Below are 18353 nucleotides of genomic sequence, written 5' to 3' on the forward strand. Positions count from 1 at the left end.
CGGGCAAGCAGCAGGCAGCCACCACCATGGCCTTCGTCCGGCTGCTCAAGGACCTGATGCGGGACAAGGAGTTCGGCAAGCGCGTCGTGCCCATCATTCCGGACGAGGCCCGCACCTTCGGCATGGACTCCTTCTTCCCCACGGCCAAGATCTACAACCCGAAGGGACAGAACTACCTGTCCGTGGACCGCGACCTGGTCCTGGCGTACAAGGAATCGCCGCAGGGCCAGATTGTCCATGCCGGCATCAACGAAGCCGGCTCCATCGCTGCCTTCACCGCCGCGGGCACGTCCTACGCCACCCACGGCGAACCACTGATCCCGATCTACATCTTCTACTCGATGTTCGGCTTCCAGCGCACCGGCGATGGCATCTGGGCCGCCGCGGACCAGATGGCCCGGGGCTTCCTGATCTCCGCGACGGCGGGACGCACCACGCTCACCGGCGAAGGCACCCAGCACGCCGACGGCCATTCCCCGCTCCTGGCCTCCACCAACCCGGCGGTGAAGACCTATGACCCCGCCTACGGCTACGAAATCGGCCACATTGTGCGCCACGGCCTGGAGGAGATGTACGGTCCGGATTCGAAGGATCCGAATGTCATCTACAACCTGATGGTCTACAACGAGCCGTACGTCCAGCCGAAGGCTCCGGAAGAACTGGACGTCGAGGGCATCGTCAAGGGCATCTACCTGCTGTCCCCGGCCAAGATCGACGGCCCCCGCACCCAGCTGCTCGCCTCCGGCGTCGCGGTTCCCTGGGCGCTGGAAGCCCAGCAGATCCTGGCCGACGAGTGGGGCGTCTCCGCCGATGTCTGGTCCGTGACCTCCTGGAACGAACTGCGCCGCGACGCGCTGGCCGCCGAAGAGGAGGCCTTCCTGAATCCGGACGAGCCAGCCCGGGTGCCGTTCGTGACGCAGCAGCTGGCCGGGGCGACCGGGCCGATCGTGGCGACCTCGGACTACATGAAGGCCGTGCCGGACCAGATCCGCCAGTTCCTGCCCAACGAGTTCGCCACCCTGGGCGCGGACGGCTTCGGCTTCGCGGACACCCGCGCCGCGGCCCGCCGGTACTTCAAGATCGACAGCCATTCCGTGGTGGTCCGGGCGCTGCAGATGCTGGCCCGCCGCGGCGAAGTCGATGCCAGTGCCCCGGGCGAGGCCATGGAACGCTACAAGCTGCACGATGTGAACGCCGGTACGTCCGGCAATCCGGGCGGCGAAAGCTAGCGTCAGGGGGGCGGAAAAGGCGTGCCGCGCCAGCACCCGCCTCCGCAGGGGCGGCCAGCTGAAGCTGGCCGCCTCTGCGCGTTTTTGTAGCCTTCACACAAAATGGTGGTTCCGGTCTCAAGATCGTATGCTCGTTCCATGCCCCAGACCCGACGCGCCCATTCAGATGCAGCGCAGGCAGCAGAACCGCCACGGAGGACACAGCAGTCCCGGCCCGCGGGAGCGGCCGCAGGCCTTCCGGCGGCACCGAAAGGCAGCGAACAGACACTGGAGCGGCTGCGGGCAAACATCGGTGAACTTTCCACCGCGACGCTGAAGCAGCTGGATGCCTCGCTGCCCTGGTACCGGGGCCTGCGCCCCGATGAACGGTCGGCCCTGGGCCTGATCGCCCAGAAGGGCATCGCGTCTTTTGTCAGCTGGTACCAGCGTCCGACATCGCCGGCCTGGGTCCTCAATGACGTCTTCGGTACCGCACCCACCGAACTGACCCGCTCCATCAGCCTGCAGAAGGCACTCCAGCTGATCCGCGTCGTCGTACAGGCAGTCGAGGACCAGGTACCGGATCTGGCCGCCGAGGGCGATGAGGCGGCGCTTCGCGAAGCGGTCCTGCGCTACTCCCGCGAGGTGGCCTTCGCAGCGGCCGATGTGTACGCCCGGGCGGCCGAATCACGCGGCGCGTGGGACACCAGGCTCGAGGCCCTGGTGGTCGATGCCATACTTCGCGGCGAAAGTTCGGACGCGCTGCGGTCCCGCATTGCGGCCGTCGGCTGGAAATCGCAGGCGCATATCACCGTCATGGTGGGCAGCTCCCCCGCCGAGCCCAGCGCGTCCTTCGTCGCCGAAATCCGGCGCGCCACTGGCAGGCTGGCCGAGGACACCTTGGTCGGCATCCAGGGCGACCGCCTGATCCTGGTCCTCGGCGGAGTGGCTGCAAACGGCGCCTCCTTCCAGCGGATCAGCGAACTGTTCGGCCCCGGGCCAGTGGTCTACGGCCCCGAGGCCCACTCGCTGGCCGAGGCCAGTTCCTCGGCGCACGCGGCCTTCGCGGGCCTCGTCGCGGCCCGGGCCTGGCCGCAGGCACCCCGGCCGGTGGCGGCCGACGACCTCTGGCCGGAACGGGTCATGTCCGGCGACGACGCTGCACGGCGGGCCCTGGTCAAAAGCATTTACCGTCCGCTCGTGAACGCTTCGAACGGACTTGCGGAGACCCTCTCCACCTACCTGTCCCTGGGCCACTCCCTTGAGGCGACGGCCCGGGAACTCTTCGTCCATGCCAACACCGTCAGGTACCGTCTCCGGCGGGTCTGTGATGTCACCGGCTGGGATCCTCTGCTGCCCCGGGAGGCATTCGTGCTCCAGACGGCACTGGTCGTCGGGCGGCTCGCGGCGCCGCTGAAAGCCACGCCGGAGCGTCCTTCTACCCGCCAGTCAGCCGGAAACGGGTTGTAGACTTCCTACAAAGTGACTCGGGGAGCTTCGTGCTCCCGGACACCGAGTCAACCGTCCCCTCTTTGGAAAGCTGGATACGTGCTTGCAATCGTCTGCCCCGGCCAGGGCTCCCAAACACCCGGATTTCTGTCACCGTGGCTGGACCTGCCCGGCGTGGCCGAGCACCTCGGCCAGCTCAGCGACATCGCCGGTCTGGACCTTGTTGCCCACGGCACCACCTCCGACGAAGAAACGATCAAGGATACCGCGGTCGCACAGCCGCTGATTGTTGCCTCCGGTCTGATCACGGCGAAGGTGCTGCTGGACGGCCGAGAACCCGACCTGTCCACGGTGGCGGCCGGGCACTCCGTCGGGGAGATCACCGCCTCCGTGATTGCCGGCGCATTGTCCGAAGCTGACGCCATGACCTTTGTCCGCGCCCGGGCGAACGCCATGGCGGAGGCGGCCGCGGCAACACCGACAGGCATGAGCGCAGTCCTCGGAGGCGACCCGGCCGAGGTCCTGGGGGCTATCCAGTCGGCGGGCCTCACCCCGGCTAATGCCAACGGCGCGGGCCAGACGGTGGCCGCGGGGACGATGGACCAACTGAAGGCGCTGGCTGAGAACCCGCCTGCCAAGTCCCGCGTCATCCCGTTGAAGGTCGCGGGGGCCTTCCACACCTCCCATATGTCCCCGGCAGTCAGCGTCCTGGAGGCCCTCCGCCCCAGCCTCGCCCCGGCGTCGCCGGTGCTGACCCTGCTGTCGAATTACGACGGCGAACCGGTCGTCGGAGGGGAAGAGAACCTTGACAGCCTGATCGCCCAGGTTTCACGGCCGGTGCGGTGGGACCTGTGCATGTCGACCCTGCAGGAGATGGGCATCACCGGGCTGATCGAGCTGGCTCCGGCGGGTACGCTTACCGGCTTGGCCAAGCGTGGGATGCCCGGAGTTGCTACCGTTGCTCTGAAAACACCTGACGATTTGGAAGGCGCACGCGCTTTCGTCACCGAGCACAGCCGGACCGTCGCCATTGACTCTGCGTCCGAAGAAGGAACCAAGTGAGCACACCCACCCTGCAGCAAGCCCCCGTTCAGGAAAACTCCCGCATCCTGGGCGTGGGCGCGTACCGGCCGGACGTCATCGTCACCAATGACGACGTCTGCCAGTGGATCGAATCATCTGATGAATGGATCCGCCAGCGCACCGGAATCGTGACGCGCCACCGCGCCGGAGCGGACACCAGCCTCCTGGACATGGCGGAGGGCGCGGGGCGTGCGGCACTGGCACAGGCAGGCATCGATGCTTCCGAACTGGGCGCCGTCATCGTATCGACCGTCACCCACCCCTACGCCACTCCGTCGCTGGCGGCGCTGCTGGCTGACAAACTCGGCGCGGCACCGGCACCTGCCTACGACGTTTCCGCTGCCTGTGCAGGCTATTGCTACGGCATTGCCCAGGCCGACGCACTGGTACGCTCCGGCACTGCCAAGTATGTGCTGGTCATCGGTGCGGAAAAGCTGTCCGACTTCATCGACAACCACGAACGCTCGATGTCCTTCCTGCTCGGTGACGGCGCCGGCGCCGTCGTCGTGGGACCGGCCGACGCTCCGGGCATCGGGCCGTCAGTGTGGGGTTCAGAGGGCAGCAAGTGGGAAACCATCCGGATGAGCCGGTCCCTGCTGGACCTGCGCGATCTGGCCCACGGCAACCTGGATGAGGAGGTCTCCCCGGCGTTGTGGCCCACGCTCCAGCAGGACGGTCAGTCGGTCTTCCGCTGGGCCGTCTGGTCCATGGCCAAGGTGGCCCAGCAGGCGCTGGATGCCGCCGGAGTGAAGGCTGACGACCTGGCTGCATTCATCCCCCATCAGGCCAATATGCGCATCATCGACGAGATGGCGAAGCAGCTGAAGCTGCCGGAAAGCGTCGTCATCGCCCGCGATATTGCTGAAGCCGGCAATACCTCGGCGGCATCCATCCCGCTGGCCATGCACCGCCTGCTGCAGGAAAATCCGGATCTCAGCGGCAAACTGGCCCTCCAGATCGGATTCGGCGCCGGACTGGTGTACGGCGCGCAGGTCGTAGCCCTTCCCTGAACCTCAGCAGTTTCCCTGAACCAAACCGTCAACCGCGGTTTGAAACCACGGCCCGGTCCTGGACCGGATCAACACAAGAAAAGGAGCCATCATGGCTAGCAACGAAGAAATCCTGGCCGGACTGGCTGAGATCGTCAACGAAGAGACAGGCCTGGCCCCCGAGGCAGTCGAACTGGAGAAGTCCTTCACCGACGATCTGGACATCGATTCCATCTCCATGATGACTATCGTCGTCAACGCCGAAGAGAAGTTCGGCGTCCGGATTCCCGACGAAGAGGTCAAGAACCTGAAGACCGTCGGCGACGCGGTCGACTTCATCGCCAACGCCCAGGCCTAGTTCCTCGCCCGGGCCCGGTTCGATGACCGGGCATGGTCCGGCTCCGCAGGGAGCCACGGTGGCCGGCGGCCCTACGGGCGCCGGCCGCCACCCCTGACTTTTCCGCACACCGCTGACTTTTTCGCACACCGCTGGCAAGCCCGCAAGGCACCGGCAACAACAGTATGTAGAGAGTGACATCATGGCACGCAAAGTAGTCATCACTGGCCTGGGCGCCACCACGCCGATCGGCGGCGACGTACCAACCATGTGGCAGAACGCCTTGAAGGGCGTCTCCGGTGCCCACACGCTCACCGACGACTGGGTTGCCCAATACGACCTTCCGGTGACTTTTGCGGCGCGCGCGTCGAACCCCGCCAGCGAGGTCCTCACCCGGGTCGAAGCCAAGCGCATGGACCCTTCGACCCAGTTCGCTGTCGTGGCATCCCGGGAGGCTTGGAAGGACTCCGGCCTGGGGGATGTCGACCATGACCGGCTGGCTGTCGCTTTTGCTACGGGCATCGGCGGCGTTTGGACGCTGCTGGATGCCTGGGACACGCTCAAGGACAAGGGGCCGCGGCGGGTCCTGCCGATGACTGTTCCGATGCTGATGCCCAACGGTCCGGCTGCTGCCGTCAGTATGGACCTCGGCGCCCGCGCCGGTGCCCACACCCCGGTATCGGCCTGCGCTTCTGGCACGGAAGCCCTGTCACTCGGCATGGAGCTTATCCGCTCCGGCCGGGCCGACGTCGTCATGACCGGCGGCGCCGAAGCTGCCATCCATCCCATGCCGCTGGCCGCCTTCAGCTCGATGCAGGCGCTGTCGCGCCGCAACGACGATCCCGAGCACGCCTCACGGCCGTACGACGTGGACCGTGACGGGTTCGTCATGGGCGAGGGAGCCGGTGCCCTGGTGCTGGAAGCCGAGGAGCACGCCCTGGCCCGCGGCGCCCGCATATACGCCGAACTGGCCGGAACCGGCGTGACCGCAGATGCCTACCACATCACGGCACCCGACCCCGAGGGCCTCGGTGCGACCCGCGCGCTGAAGGCCGCGCTGTTCAATGCCCGCGCCCAAGCCGAAGACGTGGTGCATGTCAATGCCCACGCCACCTCCACTCCTGTGGGTGACAAGCCGGAGTACACGGCGTTGAAGGCCGCCCTCGGCAACCACGTCGAAAACGTGGCGGTGTCGGCCACCAAGTCCCAGACGGGCCACCTGCTGGGCGCCTCCGGCGCCGTGGAAGCCGTCATGACCGTGCTGGCCGTTTTCGAACGCAAGGCGCCCGCGACAATCAACCTCGACAAGCAGGATCCCGAGATCCCCCTCGATGTCGTGACCACCTCCCGCGAACTCCCGGCCGGCGGCATCGTTGCGCTGAGCAATTCCTTCGGCTTCGGCGGGCACAACGCAGTCATCGTGGTTCGTTCCGTCTAAGCGGCGCCGCGGTACCAGACGACACGCAGGACAGGAGAGCCGGTCCCCCGCAGTGGGAACCGGCTCTCCTGTTTCCTCAGTGCCTAATGGTCCGCCTTTGGACCCGCCAGCCGGAGCTCAGCCGACCTGGTGGAGCCAGCGGACCGGTGCGCCTTCAGCAGCGTGGCGGAACGGCTCCAGTTCCTCGTCCCAAGCCTCACCGAGCGCCAGCGATAGCTCGTGGTACACGGCTGCCGGGTCCCCGGCCCCGGATTCGTACGCGTAGCGGATGCGGTCCTCCGAGACCATGATATTGCCGTGGACATCCGTCAGGGCATGGAAAATGCCGAGCTCAGGTGTGTGGGACCAGCGCGCTCCGTCGACTCCCGCGCTCGGCTCCTCCGTGACCTCGTAGCGCAGATGCGCCCAACCACGCAGAGCCGACGCCAGCATGGCCCCGGTGCCCTGGGCGCCAACCCAGGACAGCTCCGCCCGGAACATTCCGGGCGCGGCCGGCTGAGCGGTCCACTCCAAGTCCGTCCTCTTGTCAACGACGGACCCGACAGCCCACTCGACATGAGGGCACAATGCCGAGGGGGCAGAGTGCACAAACAAGACACCACGCGTCTTCACAACAGACATTCCATCCTCCATAGCTATAGGTGCGTCTTCCCCAACGACCTGTAACTGAAGGTGGATCGTGCGTTCCAATGGTGTACTGCTATTCGGTTCCCGGTCAAACCAGTTCTGGTCGAACCACGGATCATTCTGCCCGAAGTGTTCAAATTACGCTACTGCAACTTCGATCACACTGTTCACATTACTTCTGCCGCTTAGCTTATCTGCTCACGCCCGCGGATGGGCTTGCTCGTAGCTCCTTCTCAGGCGATCGACGGAGACATGCGTGTAGATCTGCGTGGTGGCCAGGCTGCTGTGGCCCAGGATTTCCTGGACGGCTCGCAGGTCCGCCCCGCCGTCGAGCAAATGCGTCGCCGCACTGTGCCGCAGCGCGTGCGGCCCTGTCGCCGCGGTGTCGCCGAGTGCAGTCAGCAGCCGGGCGACCGCGGAGCGAACCTGCCGCTGGTCCACCCGCCCCCCGCGCTTGCCCAGGAACACCGCGGGCCCGCTCCCTTCATCGACCAGCTGGGGCCGCCCGCGGCGCAGCCAGTCGTCCACCGCGAGGGCGGCGGGAATTCCGAACGGCACGGTGCGTTCCTTATTGCCCTTGCCGAGAACGTGCAGGGTCCGCCGGTCGTGGTCGATGTCATCGAGGTCCAGCCCAGCCAATTCCCCGACCCGGATGCCGGTTGCGTAGAGCAGTTCGATCATGGCCCGGTCCCGCAGCGGTATCGGCTGGCCGTCTGCCGCATCAGCTGCCAGCTCCGCGAAAAGCCGCTCGACCTGCCCCTGCTGCAGGACATGGGGCAGGCTTTGGTCCCGACGAGGGGCCTTGAGGCGAAGCGCCGGGTCCGCATCGATCAGTTCCTCCCGCAGGGCCCACGCCGTGAAGCTTCGCACCGTTGCTGCCCGGCGGGAAATGGTGGAGCGCGCCATGCCGACCGCATTCAGGCTACCCAGCCACGACCGGAGCAGGCCCAGCGTCAGCCCGGACAGCTCGCTCACGCCCTGGGCCTGCGCGTAACCGAGAAGGTGGTCCAGATCGGCGCGGTAGGCCCGGACCGTGTGTTCCGAGCGGGCACGCTCCGCCACGAGGTAGCGTTCGAAGGCGTCCAGGGCGCTGTGCAGGTCCATTGTCAACACTCTGCGCCCGTTGGGCCCCGGGTACAAGCTGACCCGCGGAGGGACCACGCATTCAGGCTGGGCGCCGGCCCTTGCGCCAGCCTCCTTCCACGCGTTCAGCCAGGCCTTCCAGCTCCAGCCGGGTGAGGCGTCGGCTGGGGCATAGGAGCGTGACGACAACGCAGATTTACCTGCACGCGCTGGAGGAGTTGGAGATGGAGACACGGATGGCGCTCACATCCGACGCTTGGGAGGACCCTCGTGACCCTCAGGTGGTCGCGAATCTCGCACCAGATCAGGCGGTTTCGCAATGAGCCCGCGAGGAACCACCGGGCTCGGCAAGCCGGCGTCGCTTCCACCCGGCAATTACGCACCCCGCCCGCAGCGCACAGGGTCGATTGTCGAGTTTGTAGGCGAGGACGGCCGTTCGCGCACCTTCGATGTGGGCACGCTGCCGCTGCCCGGGTGGCATGAGAGCCTCGCCGGGAGCTGGGCAGCGCGAGTAGGCCCTGCAGGCGCGCTTCGAACGCGATCGTCTGCAACTGCGGCGTGGGGCCCGGTCGCCCGCATGGTGCGGTTCCTGGCACAGACGCTGCGGCCACCCGCACACCCGAGCGACCTGACGGTCGAGCATGTGGACGCCTTCATGCGCTTCAGGGAGTCGAGCGCGGGCGAACGCAGCGCCAAATTGGAGTTGCGCTCCGTCGCTCTGACGTTCGAGATGCTGCCTTTGGCCGAACTGGTCTCCGCGGAGGTTCGTGACAGGATGCGGCCGTATCAGGGTCTCCGCGTGAACCCCCTGTCGGGTTACTCGGACGGCGAGCTCGCGAGGATCGTGGCTGCCGCCCGGACGGACGTCGCCGCGATGCGCGAACGAATGATCATCCCTGCGTCTAATCCCGACGAGACTCCGGCCCGGATCAGCCAGACCCACCGCGCCGACACGTTCCCTTTCCCGGGGATCGCCGCGCCACAGCCCACGGTGCTCAAGAGACGGGCGGCTGAGAAGCTGTTCGTCACCCGCCGCGACATGACCTCCATGCTCGTGCTGCTGGTCGCGATGACTGGCTGGAACATCGAGGTGATCAAGGACCTGCCGGCCGAGCATCGCGTTATCGAGGGATTGGCGGTCGAGGTCGAAGTCACGAAACGCCGTCGTGGCGCGGGCCGATGGCACAGGACAGCGACTTGGGAAATCGGGCCGCCCGGGAAGGAACTGACCACGCCCGGCGGCGTGTACCTCCTCCTGCATCGGCTGATGGCACCCGCTCGGGTCCTCTCGGATGACCGCGCCTCATTCTGGGCGGTCTGGCATCAATCCGGTCGGGGAACCGGCGAAGGCTGCCGCAACCCATTCGCCGCGGCCCTCGATGCCAGTCTGCGAAACCAGCCTTGGATGCACGAACGGGGCATCAAGGCAGACGCAGCCACTGACGGCACGGACGTTGGTCCTCCGATCCTGAGATTGGACTTCAACCGGCTTAAATCCAGCGTGGACGTCCGACGAACACGGCAGATGGGCGGTCACCTGCCGTCGGCCGCACGAACGAACACGACCGGCGTCTTGTTCAGCAGCTATCTCGCAGGCGACAACAGCACTATCGACTGGGCCCGCGACCTTGTGGCAGAGACCCTCGTCGAGGTCGAGCAGGCCGCGTGGTCGGCTCACCGTCGCGCGCTGGCCTCCCACGGTGTGACGGGCCTGCAGATTCGCGTCAGGCCGGTCGACAGCGATCAGGAGCAACCTGCCTCCGGCCAGGTAGACACCGCGTGGACAGGATGCTCGGACCACGAGCATCATCCGCTGACTGGAAGACGGTGCGCCGCGTCGTTCTTGGATTGCTTCCACTGCGGCAATTGCGTCGTCACAGGCGACCACCTACCGCGGCTTCTGGGTCTCCTCGATGCGCTCGAACTGCGTCGCACACAGATGAGCGAGGACGCGTGGTGGGCGCAGTACGGGTCCAGTTGGGCGGCCATCCGATACGAGGTGCTTCCGAAGTTCAGCGAGGCCGAGGTGGAGCTGGCCGACCAGGCAAAACCGACCGACAGTCTCCTCGATCTCGTAGAGCCCAGATGGGAGCAACCATGAATACACGCACTAACGCTCTGCCGGCGGTCCCGCCACTAGACGGCACTTTCGTCCTCCACAACCGTCGGCTGCGCTCGGGAGTGGCGCTAGCCACCACTGCCCGTTTCGGCGACGATGCCTGGCCGCTGGCGCCGGCAGCTCTCCAGGGACAGGAGCGTGGTCTGACCCTCCGCTTCGGAAACGTGCCCGGCCTTCACCGGCATGCCTTGAAGAGGCTCGCTTACACGTCCCTGTCCGGCGACCTTCCTGCCGACGAACAACGGCCCAGCATCAGCAGCATCGTCAGCAACTTCTACAACGTCGCGGTATTTCTGCGTTGGCTCAACGAGCACCACACCGGCCTCCGGCTCGCGGAGCTCACCGACGAAACGTTCTTGGAATACCAGGGATTTCTCCTCGGGCACCACCGGTCGGCGTCGCGCCGCCAGACACTCCGCTCGGCGGTCGTATTCTTCTGGCGGTATCGGAAGAGCCTCGGCAACGAGACGCTTTCGCTTAACCCGCGCACTGTCGTCGGCTGGACCGAACCTCAGAGCGCTACCCGGTACGACGCCGAAAACAACACAGCACGGATCCCCGAAGACGTGCACAGCCGCGTGCTGATCTGGGCTTTGCGTTTCGTCGACGACTTCGCCGAGGACATCCTCAATGCGGTAAACCGCTGGGAAGATCTTCGCACTAAACGAGCTCCAGTCCCGCGCGGCTCAAACCGAGCCAGGATCGAGGGGTTCCTCGGCGCGGCCTGCGCGCCCTCTCGTCTTTTAAAAGTGCCCTGCAGCCCGCTAGTTACGAGACAGGTGACGCCGGCACTCGAACGGGGGCACCGGCGCCCGCGTTTCGCCGCCATGACTTCAAAAGCTAGGAGTCGTGAGTGAGACCTTACGAGGCCATGGATCGGCGTTATAACGTGATGGCGTGATCGTCCCCAATACTTCCCAGAACGCCGTAGCGGTCGCGGATCACTACGACGAGCTCGATCCGATTTATCGTCGGGTGTGGGGTGAGCATGTCCATCACGGGCTGTGGGCGACGGGTCGCGAGACGCCCGCCGAGGCCGTCGAGGCGCTAAGCGACACGGTCGGCGATCGGCTGCGCCTTATGCCCGGCGAGGCGTGCATCGACATCGGCTGCGGCTATGGCTCTACCGCAAGGCAGCTCGCGGTGACACGCAGGGTCCGCGTTACCGGCTTCACGCTTTCCGCCGCGCAGGCCCACTACGCCGCCGCGCATCCCGAACCCGACGTGAACATCCATGTCCGTGACTGGCTCGATAACGGGCTGACTGATGACTCGGCCAATGCCGCATGGGCGATCGAGTCGAGCGAGCACATGGTCGACAAGCCCAGGTTCTTCGCCGAGGCGCATCGCGTGCTGTCGCCCGGCGGCCGCTTCGTCGTCTGCGCGTGGCTCGCCGAGACTGAGGCTAGCCGTTGGAAAGTTCGCCACCTGCTCGAGCCAATCTGCCGCGAGGGGCGCCTGCCCTCCATGGGCACGCGCGCGGACTATGAAGAGATGGCAATGGCGGCAGGCTTTGCTATCGCTGGCTATGAGGATGTCAGCCGCCGCGTCGCGCGCACATGGACCATCTGCGCCCGTCGACTTGTGAAGGTCTTGCTCGTCGATCGCAAGACACGCCGCTTCGCCCTTGGCGCACGCAATCGCATCTTCGTTCTGAGCATTCCTCGCCTGATCCTGGCCTACCGCACCGGTGCGATGAGCTATGGGATATTCACGCTGACGAAGGCGAGGGAGAACGGGGCGCCACGCGAACCCGGCAACTCAACGCAGCAGGAGCCCGCCTGATGGCCAGCACCACCACGGTCATTTCTGGAAGAACAGAACGAGGCAAGGGCACCGAGCCGAGGCCCGCCACACCCTCAGGCACCGGATGCGATGGTGCGTAAGCCGCAGACTGCGAGGCACATGCTTCGCCACGCTTCATTGCATCGGTCATACAATCCAACCGCTCGGGACCCCGTGGCGTCACCTCAGCTCTTGCAACCAGTTACGGGTTCCAATCGGCGCGGATCTCAGCGGGTGCCTTTCGTCCAAACCAGGCGGGTAGGCTGAGGACTGCTAAGCCATTGGGGATGGGCGGCTTCCACGCCCCCCTACGCAGACGTCGACGCAGGCCAACGAGAACTGGAGACTGCACCTATGTCACACGTGCGACGCTTCGACCACGTCGGCATCACCGTAGCTGACCTCGACAGAGCAACGGCGTTCTTCGTCAGTCTGGGTCTCGAGGTCGAGGGCCGGACGTTCATGGAGGGCGAGTTCGTGGACACCGTCATCGGCATCCCCGACTCCCGCAGCGAGATCGTCATGCTGCGGCCGCCCGACGGAGGCGCTGGCCTGGAGCTGTCAAGCTTCATCCGACCCGACCACCAGCCCGGGTCTCCCGCCGCGATGCCCACCGAACTAGGGTTGCGCAACGTGGCATTCGAGGTGAACGACCTTCAAGCAGCCCTCAAACGGCTGGCCACCGACGGCTATGGCCTACTTGGCGGCGTCGGTCAATATGAGCAAGTCTGGCGCATGGCCTACGTGCGCGGACCGGAAGGAATCATCGTGGCCTTGGCCGAGCGGATCGGTTAACGCCACCGTCGGCGGGTCAGACAGCCTGCTCGTGCGGCTGCAACCCGTCCGGGTTGTTCCGAATTCAACGCAAGTTGGTTTGGTGTCCCCGAAGGCCGATCCCCTACCGTGTCTCCCCGTTCGGTGCACGCAGTTACTGACGTCGGCGGCGGAACCGAGCTATCACAACGCCTGCGGCGGCGACGACTGCCAGAATGGTTACAGGGTTAGTTCGAGTTGGGACGGGGCATGGAAGCCGGCCGCGCGCAGGCGCTAGCAAGCTGATCAACCTCCTCCAAGCACTCCGCTTGCAAGCCACCGTCCCACGGGCGACAGCCGATGGCCTCCATCTGATGCTCAGTCAAAGGTTTCGCCAACAGTGCATAGTCATCGGCGGCATCGTCATGAACCGGTTACGTTTGAGCCTGCGCGGGGGCAGGGGCCTTGACCGCGCCCATATCGTGCAACGCTGGTTGCATGGATCTGGATGTGTCGCCCGCGTTCACGATTCCCGCGTCGGAACTTCGCTGGCGGTTCTCGCGTTCGTCCGGGCCTGGCGGTCAGCACGTGAACACCTCGGACAGCCGCGTGGAGCTCTCGTGGAACGTCGCCGGCTCCGCGGTGCTTTCGGATGGCCAACGGTTGATGCTGCTCACGCGTCTCGAACGGCGTCTTATCGCCGGGGTGATCACCGTGACCGCCTCTGAGCGGCGCTCTCAGCTGCGCAATCGCGAGGTCGCCCTGGCCAGGCTCGCCGGCCTCGTGGCAGAGGGTCTGGCTCCCGAAGCTGCTCGCCGCCGGGCGACCAAACGCACCCGGGGCTCGAACCGTCGCCGCCTCGCCGCAAAGGAACAGCGGGCGGCCACGAAACGGTTACGAAAGCGGCCGTCCGTCGAGTAGCGCCGTCCCGTCAATAGTTTTCAGCCGCGCGGCAGCGTGAGCGTGTAGACAGCGACCTGTTCGAAAGGCGAGCCCGGTGATGCTCAGCCCGACAACTAGGCGAGGCAGTCTTCTAATCGTCAATTAGTCCTGAGAAGCCAAAAGAGACACGGGGATCTAGTAGCACTTCGTTAGGTTGGGGCCTGTTGCCGGCAGTACGGGCATCAGCCCGGGAGCCGGATGACTGCAGCCTGAAGGTGTTCCAGGGCCCGGTAGCAGGTCAGGCCGTTTCCGGGGCATTTGTATACTTTGAGCATGCCGATCACGCGCCTCAACCGTGGCCTCCACGCCCATCAGTCCGCCCCCGAGCAGTGCGGGGGACGTCTGTGAGCGGCGGTCTCGTCGCCCTGCTGGACGACGTCGCAGCCCTGGCCCGCATAGCGGCCGCCTCGGTGGACGACGTCGCTGCCGGGGCCGCCAAGGCGGGGGCCAAGGCCGCCGGCGTGGTGATCGACGACGCCGCCGTCACCCCGCAGTACGTATCCGGGGCAGACCCGTCCCGCGAACTGCCGATGATCAAGCGGATCTTCTGGGGCTCGCTCCGGAACAAGCTGTTGATCATCCTGCCGGCGCTGCTGCTCATCAGCGCCTTCATCCCGGGGGTCATCCCGTTCATCCTCATGCTGGGCGGCACCTACCTCTGCTACGAGGGTGCCGAGAAGGTCTGGCATAAGCTCCGCGGCCACCACGCGGCCGAAAAGGCGCCGGCGGTCGAACAGGGCCCGGAGGCGGAGGCTAAGGTCACCAAGGGCGCCATCACCACCGACTTCATCCTGTCCTGCGAGATCATGGTCATCTCGATGAACGAGGTGGCCGACGCGTCCTTGTGGGTCCGGGCGCTCATCCTGGTCGTCGTGGCGATCGCGATCACGGTGCTCGTCTACGGCGCCGTCGCACTCATTGTCAAGATGGACGACCTCGGCCTGCACCTGACCACCAAGGACTCCGCGGGCTCGCAGCGCTTCGGCGCTCTGCTCGTCAAGGGCATGCCCGCCGTGCTGGCCGCGATCACCCTCGTCGGGACGATCGCCATGCTCTGGGTCGGCGGCCACATCATGCTCCAGGGGGCGTACGATCTGGGCTGGCACGCTCCGTACGACCTGGTCCACGTCCTCGAGACCCCGTTCGCCGGGATCCCGGTGGCCGGCGGCTTCCTGGCCTGGCTCGTGAACACCCTGTGCTCGGCCGTCCTCGGAGCCGCCTGGGGCCTCGTCGTCATGGCCATCTTGCACCCACTGCTAAAAGTGCTGCCGTTCGGCAAGAAGAAGGGTGGGCACGAAGAGGGCGACGTCCGCGCCGCCGTCGCCGGCTATCGGCCGTCGAAACGCGAGGCCGATCCCGCCTCCTAGGCTAGGAACTTTGGCGGGTCCGCTGAACCAGCATGGTTACGCTGATAACTACTAGCGCCCCGCCTAGCACCCCCAGCATGGGCGGGCCCCATACTAGCCCGGCAATAACACCGTAGAGTCCGCAGATCAAGCCAAAATGAGCGGCCATCTCGGATTAGCTCAATTGGGATTGGCGCGCTGCCGCTTACAAGCCAAATAGGCGTATGCGGCGACGATGGCCAGAACCAGGATCGGCATCGCTCTTTGGATCCATAACAGTGCTTCTTCTGACATCGTGCCCGTGCCCCCTCGTAGATAAGCCAAAGCGTACAGAGGGAACCAAGAACCGCCAGAGCCAGAGCAGCTTTCCCGGCGGCCGCCAAAGATCCACCGATACATGGATGCTCCGGCGTCTTATTGTCTGCAAAGTACAAGCCATACCCTCGCTGAGACAGCTGTACGGGACTGCCCCAGGTTCTTCGTGCGGGTTAGAGTGGCGCCATGGGAGAGCGCAAGTCGCGCAACTTGTGGTTGCGAATGACTGACCAGACTGGTTTGAGCGAACCTGAGGGAAAGGCTCAACTGCCAAGCCCCGGGATGCACCTGTTGGCCACTGTCCTCTGGGCCGTTTCGGCCGTGATCTGGTTGTCCTTAGCTTTTCAAGCACAGGGCGAGATTCAGATTCTGTATGCGATCCTCATTGTCTTGTCCCTCGGATTGGCCGTAAATAGCTTTGTGATGCTGCGCGGTCCAAGAAACGCAGGGGCGGGTCCAACGAGGATCTGAGAGATCGATAAAGACGACCGGCATCACTCGTTACACGGGTTACACGGCGGAAACTCTCAACCCATACATCGTCGTTCGCGCGCTTTGACTTCCTCCCGGCTCAGTTCGGGCCACGATTGAGGGCCGAAGGACCCGCCGGCAGGGGTCAGGACGTGCTGAAAACAAAGATGATGACGATGGTGCCGAGTACCAGGCTGAGGTAGCCAATGACCAGTCCGGCGATGGCGAGGCCACGGCCGCCCTCTCCGGTGCGCTTGATCTCCTTGAGTGCCATGTGACCGAGGATGATGCCGAACAGGTTGATAAAGGGGGACGAAACCAGTGAGGCGATCGCCAGCGGGTTAGTTCTGGCGGCTGATTCCCCCGGAGGCATCCCCGCGCCGGTATGGCTTTGTGAAGAGTCGTGGCTGTTCCTCGGCATCTTCCGATCGGCGACAACCGCCCTTGAGTCAACCTCCATGGCAGCGGCGGCTGTATTCACAAGGCTCTGGAGGTGTTCCTCGAATGTTTCCCGGGCTCCGAAAAAGAGATACTCCGTGATCCTGTAGCCAAAGGTGTCGAAGGCATGAGCTTCAATCTCAGAACCTTCCGCCGCGGTCCTCGCCGTCAGCGTCAGACCCACCGGAATATTCTTGCGCCCTACGGAGAAGAGGTTGCCCCACAGCCGATATTGCCAGTTTGAACCGCGGCGGACCTCCAGAGAATTACCATCCTGGGAAACCCCGGCCCCGTCAGAAGCAAAGATTTGGGCTGCAGCCTTCAAAGCCGCATCCGGGCCCAACGGCGAAGCCCAGCGCTCGGTCCACTCGACGAACGGTTTGCCCTGGCTTGAATCCAACCACATGGTCTCAATTCCTCACGCAACGGCCCCCGCACCCCATGGCGCTGGCTTCATGAGCTGAACCTACAGCGGGCGGGGACAGATCGCCACAGTCTGGAATGGAGGACCGATCCATTGAACGATAGATCCGGCCATGGTACGTCGAATGGGACTGTAAGAAGAAGAACGGTGTGTGAGGGTCCGGCCTGATCCGAAAGGAGACGGCCGTGTCAGAGTTCACGACCGAGATGACAGAGGCGATGATCGATCCCGTGACGGGAGAGATCATCGATCAGAAGGAGCTGGCCGAACGGCTGCTCGCTCAGGTCAAGGAGCAGGGCGTGAGTCTGGTGGGTCCTGGTGGGCTGCTGAACCAGCTCACGAAGAACGTGCTCGAGACTGCGCTGGAAGCGGAACTGACCGAGCACCTCGGCCACGAGCACGGCGAGACTCCGATCGCGGCCAACATGCGCAATGGCACCCGGTCCAAGACCGTGTTGACCGAGATCGGTCCGGTCGAGATCGAGGTGCCGCGGGACCGTGAGGGATCCTTCGAGCCGGTGATTGTGCCCAAGCGGAAACGGCGCTTGGACGGGATCGATCAGGTCGTGCTCTCCCTGAGTGCCCGGGGTTTGACGACCGGGGAGATCGCTGCGCATTTCGAGGAGGTCTACGGGGGCCAAGGTCTCCAGGGACACCATCAGCCAGATCACGGAGAAGGTCGCCGGTGAGCTGGCCGAGTGGTCCGCCCGGCCGCTGGATCCTCTCTATCCCTACCGGCGGAGGCCGGGCACGCTGGATGATGAGGTGGAAGCCCGCGCTCAACGCGTTCGCGATCACCTTCGCCGGTCGGTTCGAGAGAACCTCCCACTGATGAAAACCGCCGGACCCCACACACCGTCTATCCCAGTGTCACTATTTTGGAGTGCCGGTTGGTTCGCTCCACCGTTTTTCGCCTCCGTGGCTAGTGTCCGTAGTGCGGCCGGCTGGCACGGACGGACCGGCCGGCCTGGCTTGAGAGGAGCGTGGCATCGCCCCTGACTGGGATATGCCGACCGGCCGGTCCTGCCCCTACCCGTAGAAGGAAAGGAGACAGGACCATGGTGATCATCGGGATCGATGCCCACAAGCACTCCCACACGGCCGTGATCGCGGACCAGGTCGGCAGGCAGATCGCGGTCAAGACGATCGGCACGACCAGCAGCGACCATCTGGCCCTGCTGGCATGGGCGAACAAGCATGACGATCAGGAACGGCTCTGGGCGATCGAGGACTGCCGGCATCTGAGCAGACGACTGGAACGCGACCTCCTCGCGGCCGGCGAACAGGTCGTGCGGGTACCTCCGAAGCTGATGTCCCATGTCCGGGACAGCGCCCGCACGTTCGGCAAGTCCGACCCGATCGACGCTCTCTCGATCGCGCGTGCCGCCCTGCGAGAACCCGATCTGCCCGTCGCCCGTCTCGACGGCACCGAACGCGAGATCCGCCTTTTGGTCGACCACCGCGAGGACCTCGTCGCCGAACGCACCCGCGTCATCAGCCGGCTCCGCTGGCACCTGCACGAGCTCGATCCTGCCTGGGCGGCCCC

At 65.3% G+C, this 18353-nt stretch carries 16 protein-coding genes and 1 pseudogene; 14 read left to right on the plus strand and 3 right to left on the minus strand.

All coding sequences use genetic code 11. The annotated features are described in order from the left end of the window. The 6 genes from AC5RWU_RS21205 to fabF form a co-directional block, all read left to right on the plus strand. Nucleotides 1-1229 (plus strand): transketolase-like TK C-terminal-containing protein (locus AC5RWU_RS21205; RefSeq protein ID WP_494037210.1); only part of this gene is annotated, 1229 nt, incomplete at its 5' end. A gap of 138 nt (nt 1230-1367) precedes the next feature. Next, nucleotides 1368-2678 (plus strand): PucR family transcriptional regulator, encoded by a 1311-nt coding sequence (locus AC5RWU_RS21210; protein WP_494037211.1) that lies wholly within the window; start codon nt 1368-1370, stop codon nt 2676-2678. Nucleotides 2679-2756: 78 nt separating this feature from the next. Continuing rightward, nucleotides 2757-3719 (plus strand): ACP S-malonyltransferase, encoded by a 963-nt coding sequence (locus tag AC5RWU_RS21215; RefSeq protein WP_494037212.1) that lies wholly within the window; start codon nt 2757-2759, stop codon nt 3717-3719. Next, the gene (locus AC5RWU_RS21220) at nt 3716-4750 is read left to right on the plus strand and encodes a beta-ketoacyl-ACP synthase III (protein WP_494037213.1); all 1035 of its coding nucleotides are present in this window, start codon (nt 3716-3718) and stop codon (nt 4748-4750) included. Before AC5RWU_RS21215 ends, AC5RWU_RS21220 begins: the two co-directional genes overlap by 4 nt. A 91-nt stretch (nt 4751-4841) precedes the next feature. Next, entirely contained in the window at nt 4842-5087 is a 246-nt protein-coding gene (locus AC5RWU_RS21225) for an acyl carrier protein (RefSeq protein ID WP_494037214.1), read from the plus strand. Nucleotides 5088-5268: 181 nt separating this feature from the next. Next, nucleotides 5269-6504, plus strand: coding sequence for a beta-ketoacyl-ACP synthase II (gene fabF, locus AC5RWU_RS21230; protein WP_494037215.1), 1236 nt, complete (start codon nt 5269-5271; stop codon nt 6502-6504). 117 nt (nt 6505-6621) lie between these two features. Here fabF and AC5RWU_RS21235 read toward each other — a convergent pair whose 3' ends face one another. Together AC5RWU_RS21235 and AC5RWU_RS21240 are read right to left on the minus strand one after the other, a co-directional pair. Next, entirely contained in the window at nt 6622-7125 is a 504-nt protein-coding gene (locus tag AC5RWU_RS21235) for a DUF3145 domain-containing protein (RefSeq protein ID WP_494037216.1), read from the minus strand. A 204-nt stretch (nt 7126-7329) separates the two neighbouring features. Continuing rightward, a complete protein-coding gene (locus AC5RWU_RS21240; RefSeq protein ID WP_494037217.1) occupies nt 7330-8235 on the minus strand; it encodes a tyrosine recombinase XerC in 906 nt (301 codons plus the stop codon). A 556-nt stretch (nt 8236-8791) separates the two neighbouring features. Here AC5RWU_RS21240 and AC5RWU_RS21245 point away from each other — a divergent pair. From AC5RWU_RS21245 to AC5RWU_RS21270, 6 genes are all read left to right on the plus strand, one after another. Continuing rightward, on the plus strand, nt 8792-10315 hold the full coding sequence (locus AC5RWU_RS21245) for a hypothetical protein (RefSeq protein ID WP_494037218.1): 1524 nt from the start codon (nt 8792-8794) through the stop codon (nt 10313-10315). Beyond that, a complete protein-coding gene (locus AC5RWU_RS21250; protein WP_494037219.1) occupies nt 10312-11190 on the plus strand; it encodes a hypothetical protein in 879 nt (292 codons plus the stop codon). The genes AC5RWU_RS21245 and AC5RWU_RS21250 overlap by 4 nt, the downstream gene beginning before the upstream one ends. Before the next feature lie 40 nt (nt 11191-11230). Next, the gene (locus AC5RWU_RS21255) at nt 11231-12118 is read left to right on the plus strand and encodes a class I SAM-dependent methyltransferase (protein ID WP_494037220.1); all 888 of its coding nucleotides are present in this window, start codon (nt 11231-11233) and stop codon (nt 12116-12118) included. A gap of 354 nt (nt 12119-12472) precedes the next feature. Next, complete coding sequence (locus AC5RWU_RS21260; protein WP_494037221.1) at nt 12473-12913, plus strand: VOC family protein; 441 nt, start codon at nt 12473-12475, stop codon at nt 12911-12913. A 456-nt stretch (nt 12914-13369) separates the two neighbouring features. Further along, entirely contained in the window at nt 13370-13792 is a 423-nt protein-coding gene (gene arfB / locus AC5RWU_RS21265) for an alternative ribosome rescue aminoacyl-tRNA hydrolase ArfB (RefSeq protein WP_494037222.1), read from the plus strand. Between the two features lie 365 nt (nt 13793-14157). Beyond that, nucleotides 14158-15180, plus strand: a complete 1023-nt coding sequence (locus AC5RWU_RS21270) for a DUF808 domain-containing protein (protein ID WP_494037042.1) — start codon at nt 14158-14160, stop codon at nt 15178-15180. A gap of 910 nt (nt 15181-16090) precedes the next feature. Here the strand turns inward: AC5RWU_RS21270 and AC5RWU_RS21275 are convergent. Continuing rightward, the gene (locus AC5RWU_RS21275) at nt 16091-16789 is read right to left on the minus strand and encodes a DUF4190 domain-containing protein (RefSeq protein ID WP_494037223.1); all 699 of its coding nucleotides are present in this window, start codon (nt 16787-16789) and stop codon (nt 16091-16093) included. Nucleotides 16790-17025: 236 nt separating this feature from the next. Here AC5RWU_RS21275 and AC5RWU_RS21280 point away from each other — a divergent pair. Continuing rightward, nucleotides 17026-17536, plus strand: a pseudogene (locus tag AC5RWU_RS21280) (transposase); the annotation flags it as partial. 329 nt (nt 17537-17865) lie between these two features. Continuing rightward, on the plus strand, nt 17866-18353 hold a 488-nt coding region (locus AC5RWU_RS21285), incomplete at its 3' end, for an IS110 family transposase (RefSeq protein ID WP_494037224.1).

This window comes from Arthrobacter sp. B0427-1-12 (assembly GCF_059092905.1).

Bases quoted from the DNA above. Each gene is read 5' to 3' on its own strand.
- AC5RWU_RS21240 (WP_494037217.1), bottom strand. From the start codon at position 8,235: ATGGACCTGCACAGCGCCCTGGACGCCTTCGAACGCTACCTCGTGGCG.
- fabF (WP_494037215.1), top strand. From the start codon at position 5,269: ATGGCACGCAAAGTAGTCATCACTGGCCTGGGCGCCACCACGCCGATC.
- AC5RWU_RS21225 (WP_494037214.1), top strand. From the start codon at position 4,842: ATGGCTAGCAACGAAGAAATCCTGGCCGGACTGGCTGAGATCGTCAAC.
- AC5RWU_RS21260 (WP_494037221.1), top strand. From the start codon at position 12,473: ATGTCACACGTGCGACGCTTCGACCACGTCGGCATCACCGTAGCTGAC.
- AC5RWU_RS21210 (WP_494037211.1), top strand. From the start codon at position 1,368: ATGCCCCAGACCCGACGCGCCCATTCAGATGCAGCGCAGGCAGCAGAA.
- AC5RWU_RS21245 (WP_494037218.1), top strand. From the start codon at position 8,792: ATGGTGCGGTTCCTGGCACAGACGCTGCGGCCACCCGCACACCCGAGC.
- AC5RWU_RS21275 (WP_494037223.1), bottom strand. From the start codon at position 16,789: ATGTGGTTGGATTCAAGCCAGGGCAAACCGTTCGTCGAGTGGACCGAG.
- AC5RWU_RS21250 (WP_494037219.1), top strand. From the start codon at position 10,312: ATGAATACACGCACTAACGCTCTGCCGGCGGTCCCGCCACTAGACGGC.
- AC5RWU_RS21235 (WP_494037216.1), bottom strand. From the start codon at position 7,125: ATGTCTGTTGTGAAGACGCGTGGTGTCTTGTTTGTGCACTCTGCCCCC.
- arfB (WP_494037222.1), top strand. From the start codon at position 13,370: ATGGATCTGGATGTGTCGCCCGCGTTCACGATTCCCGCGTCGGAACTT.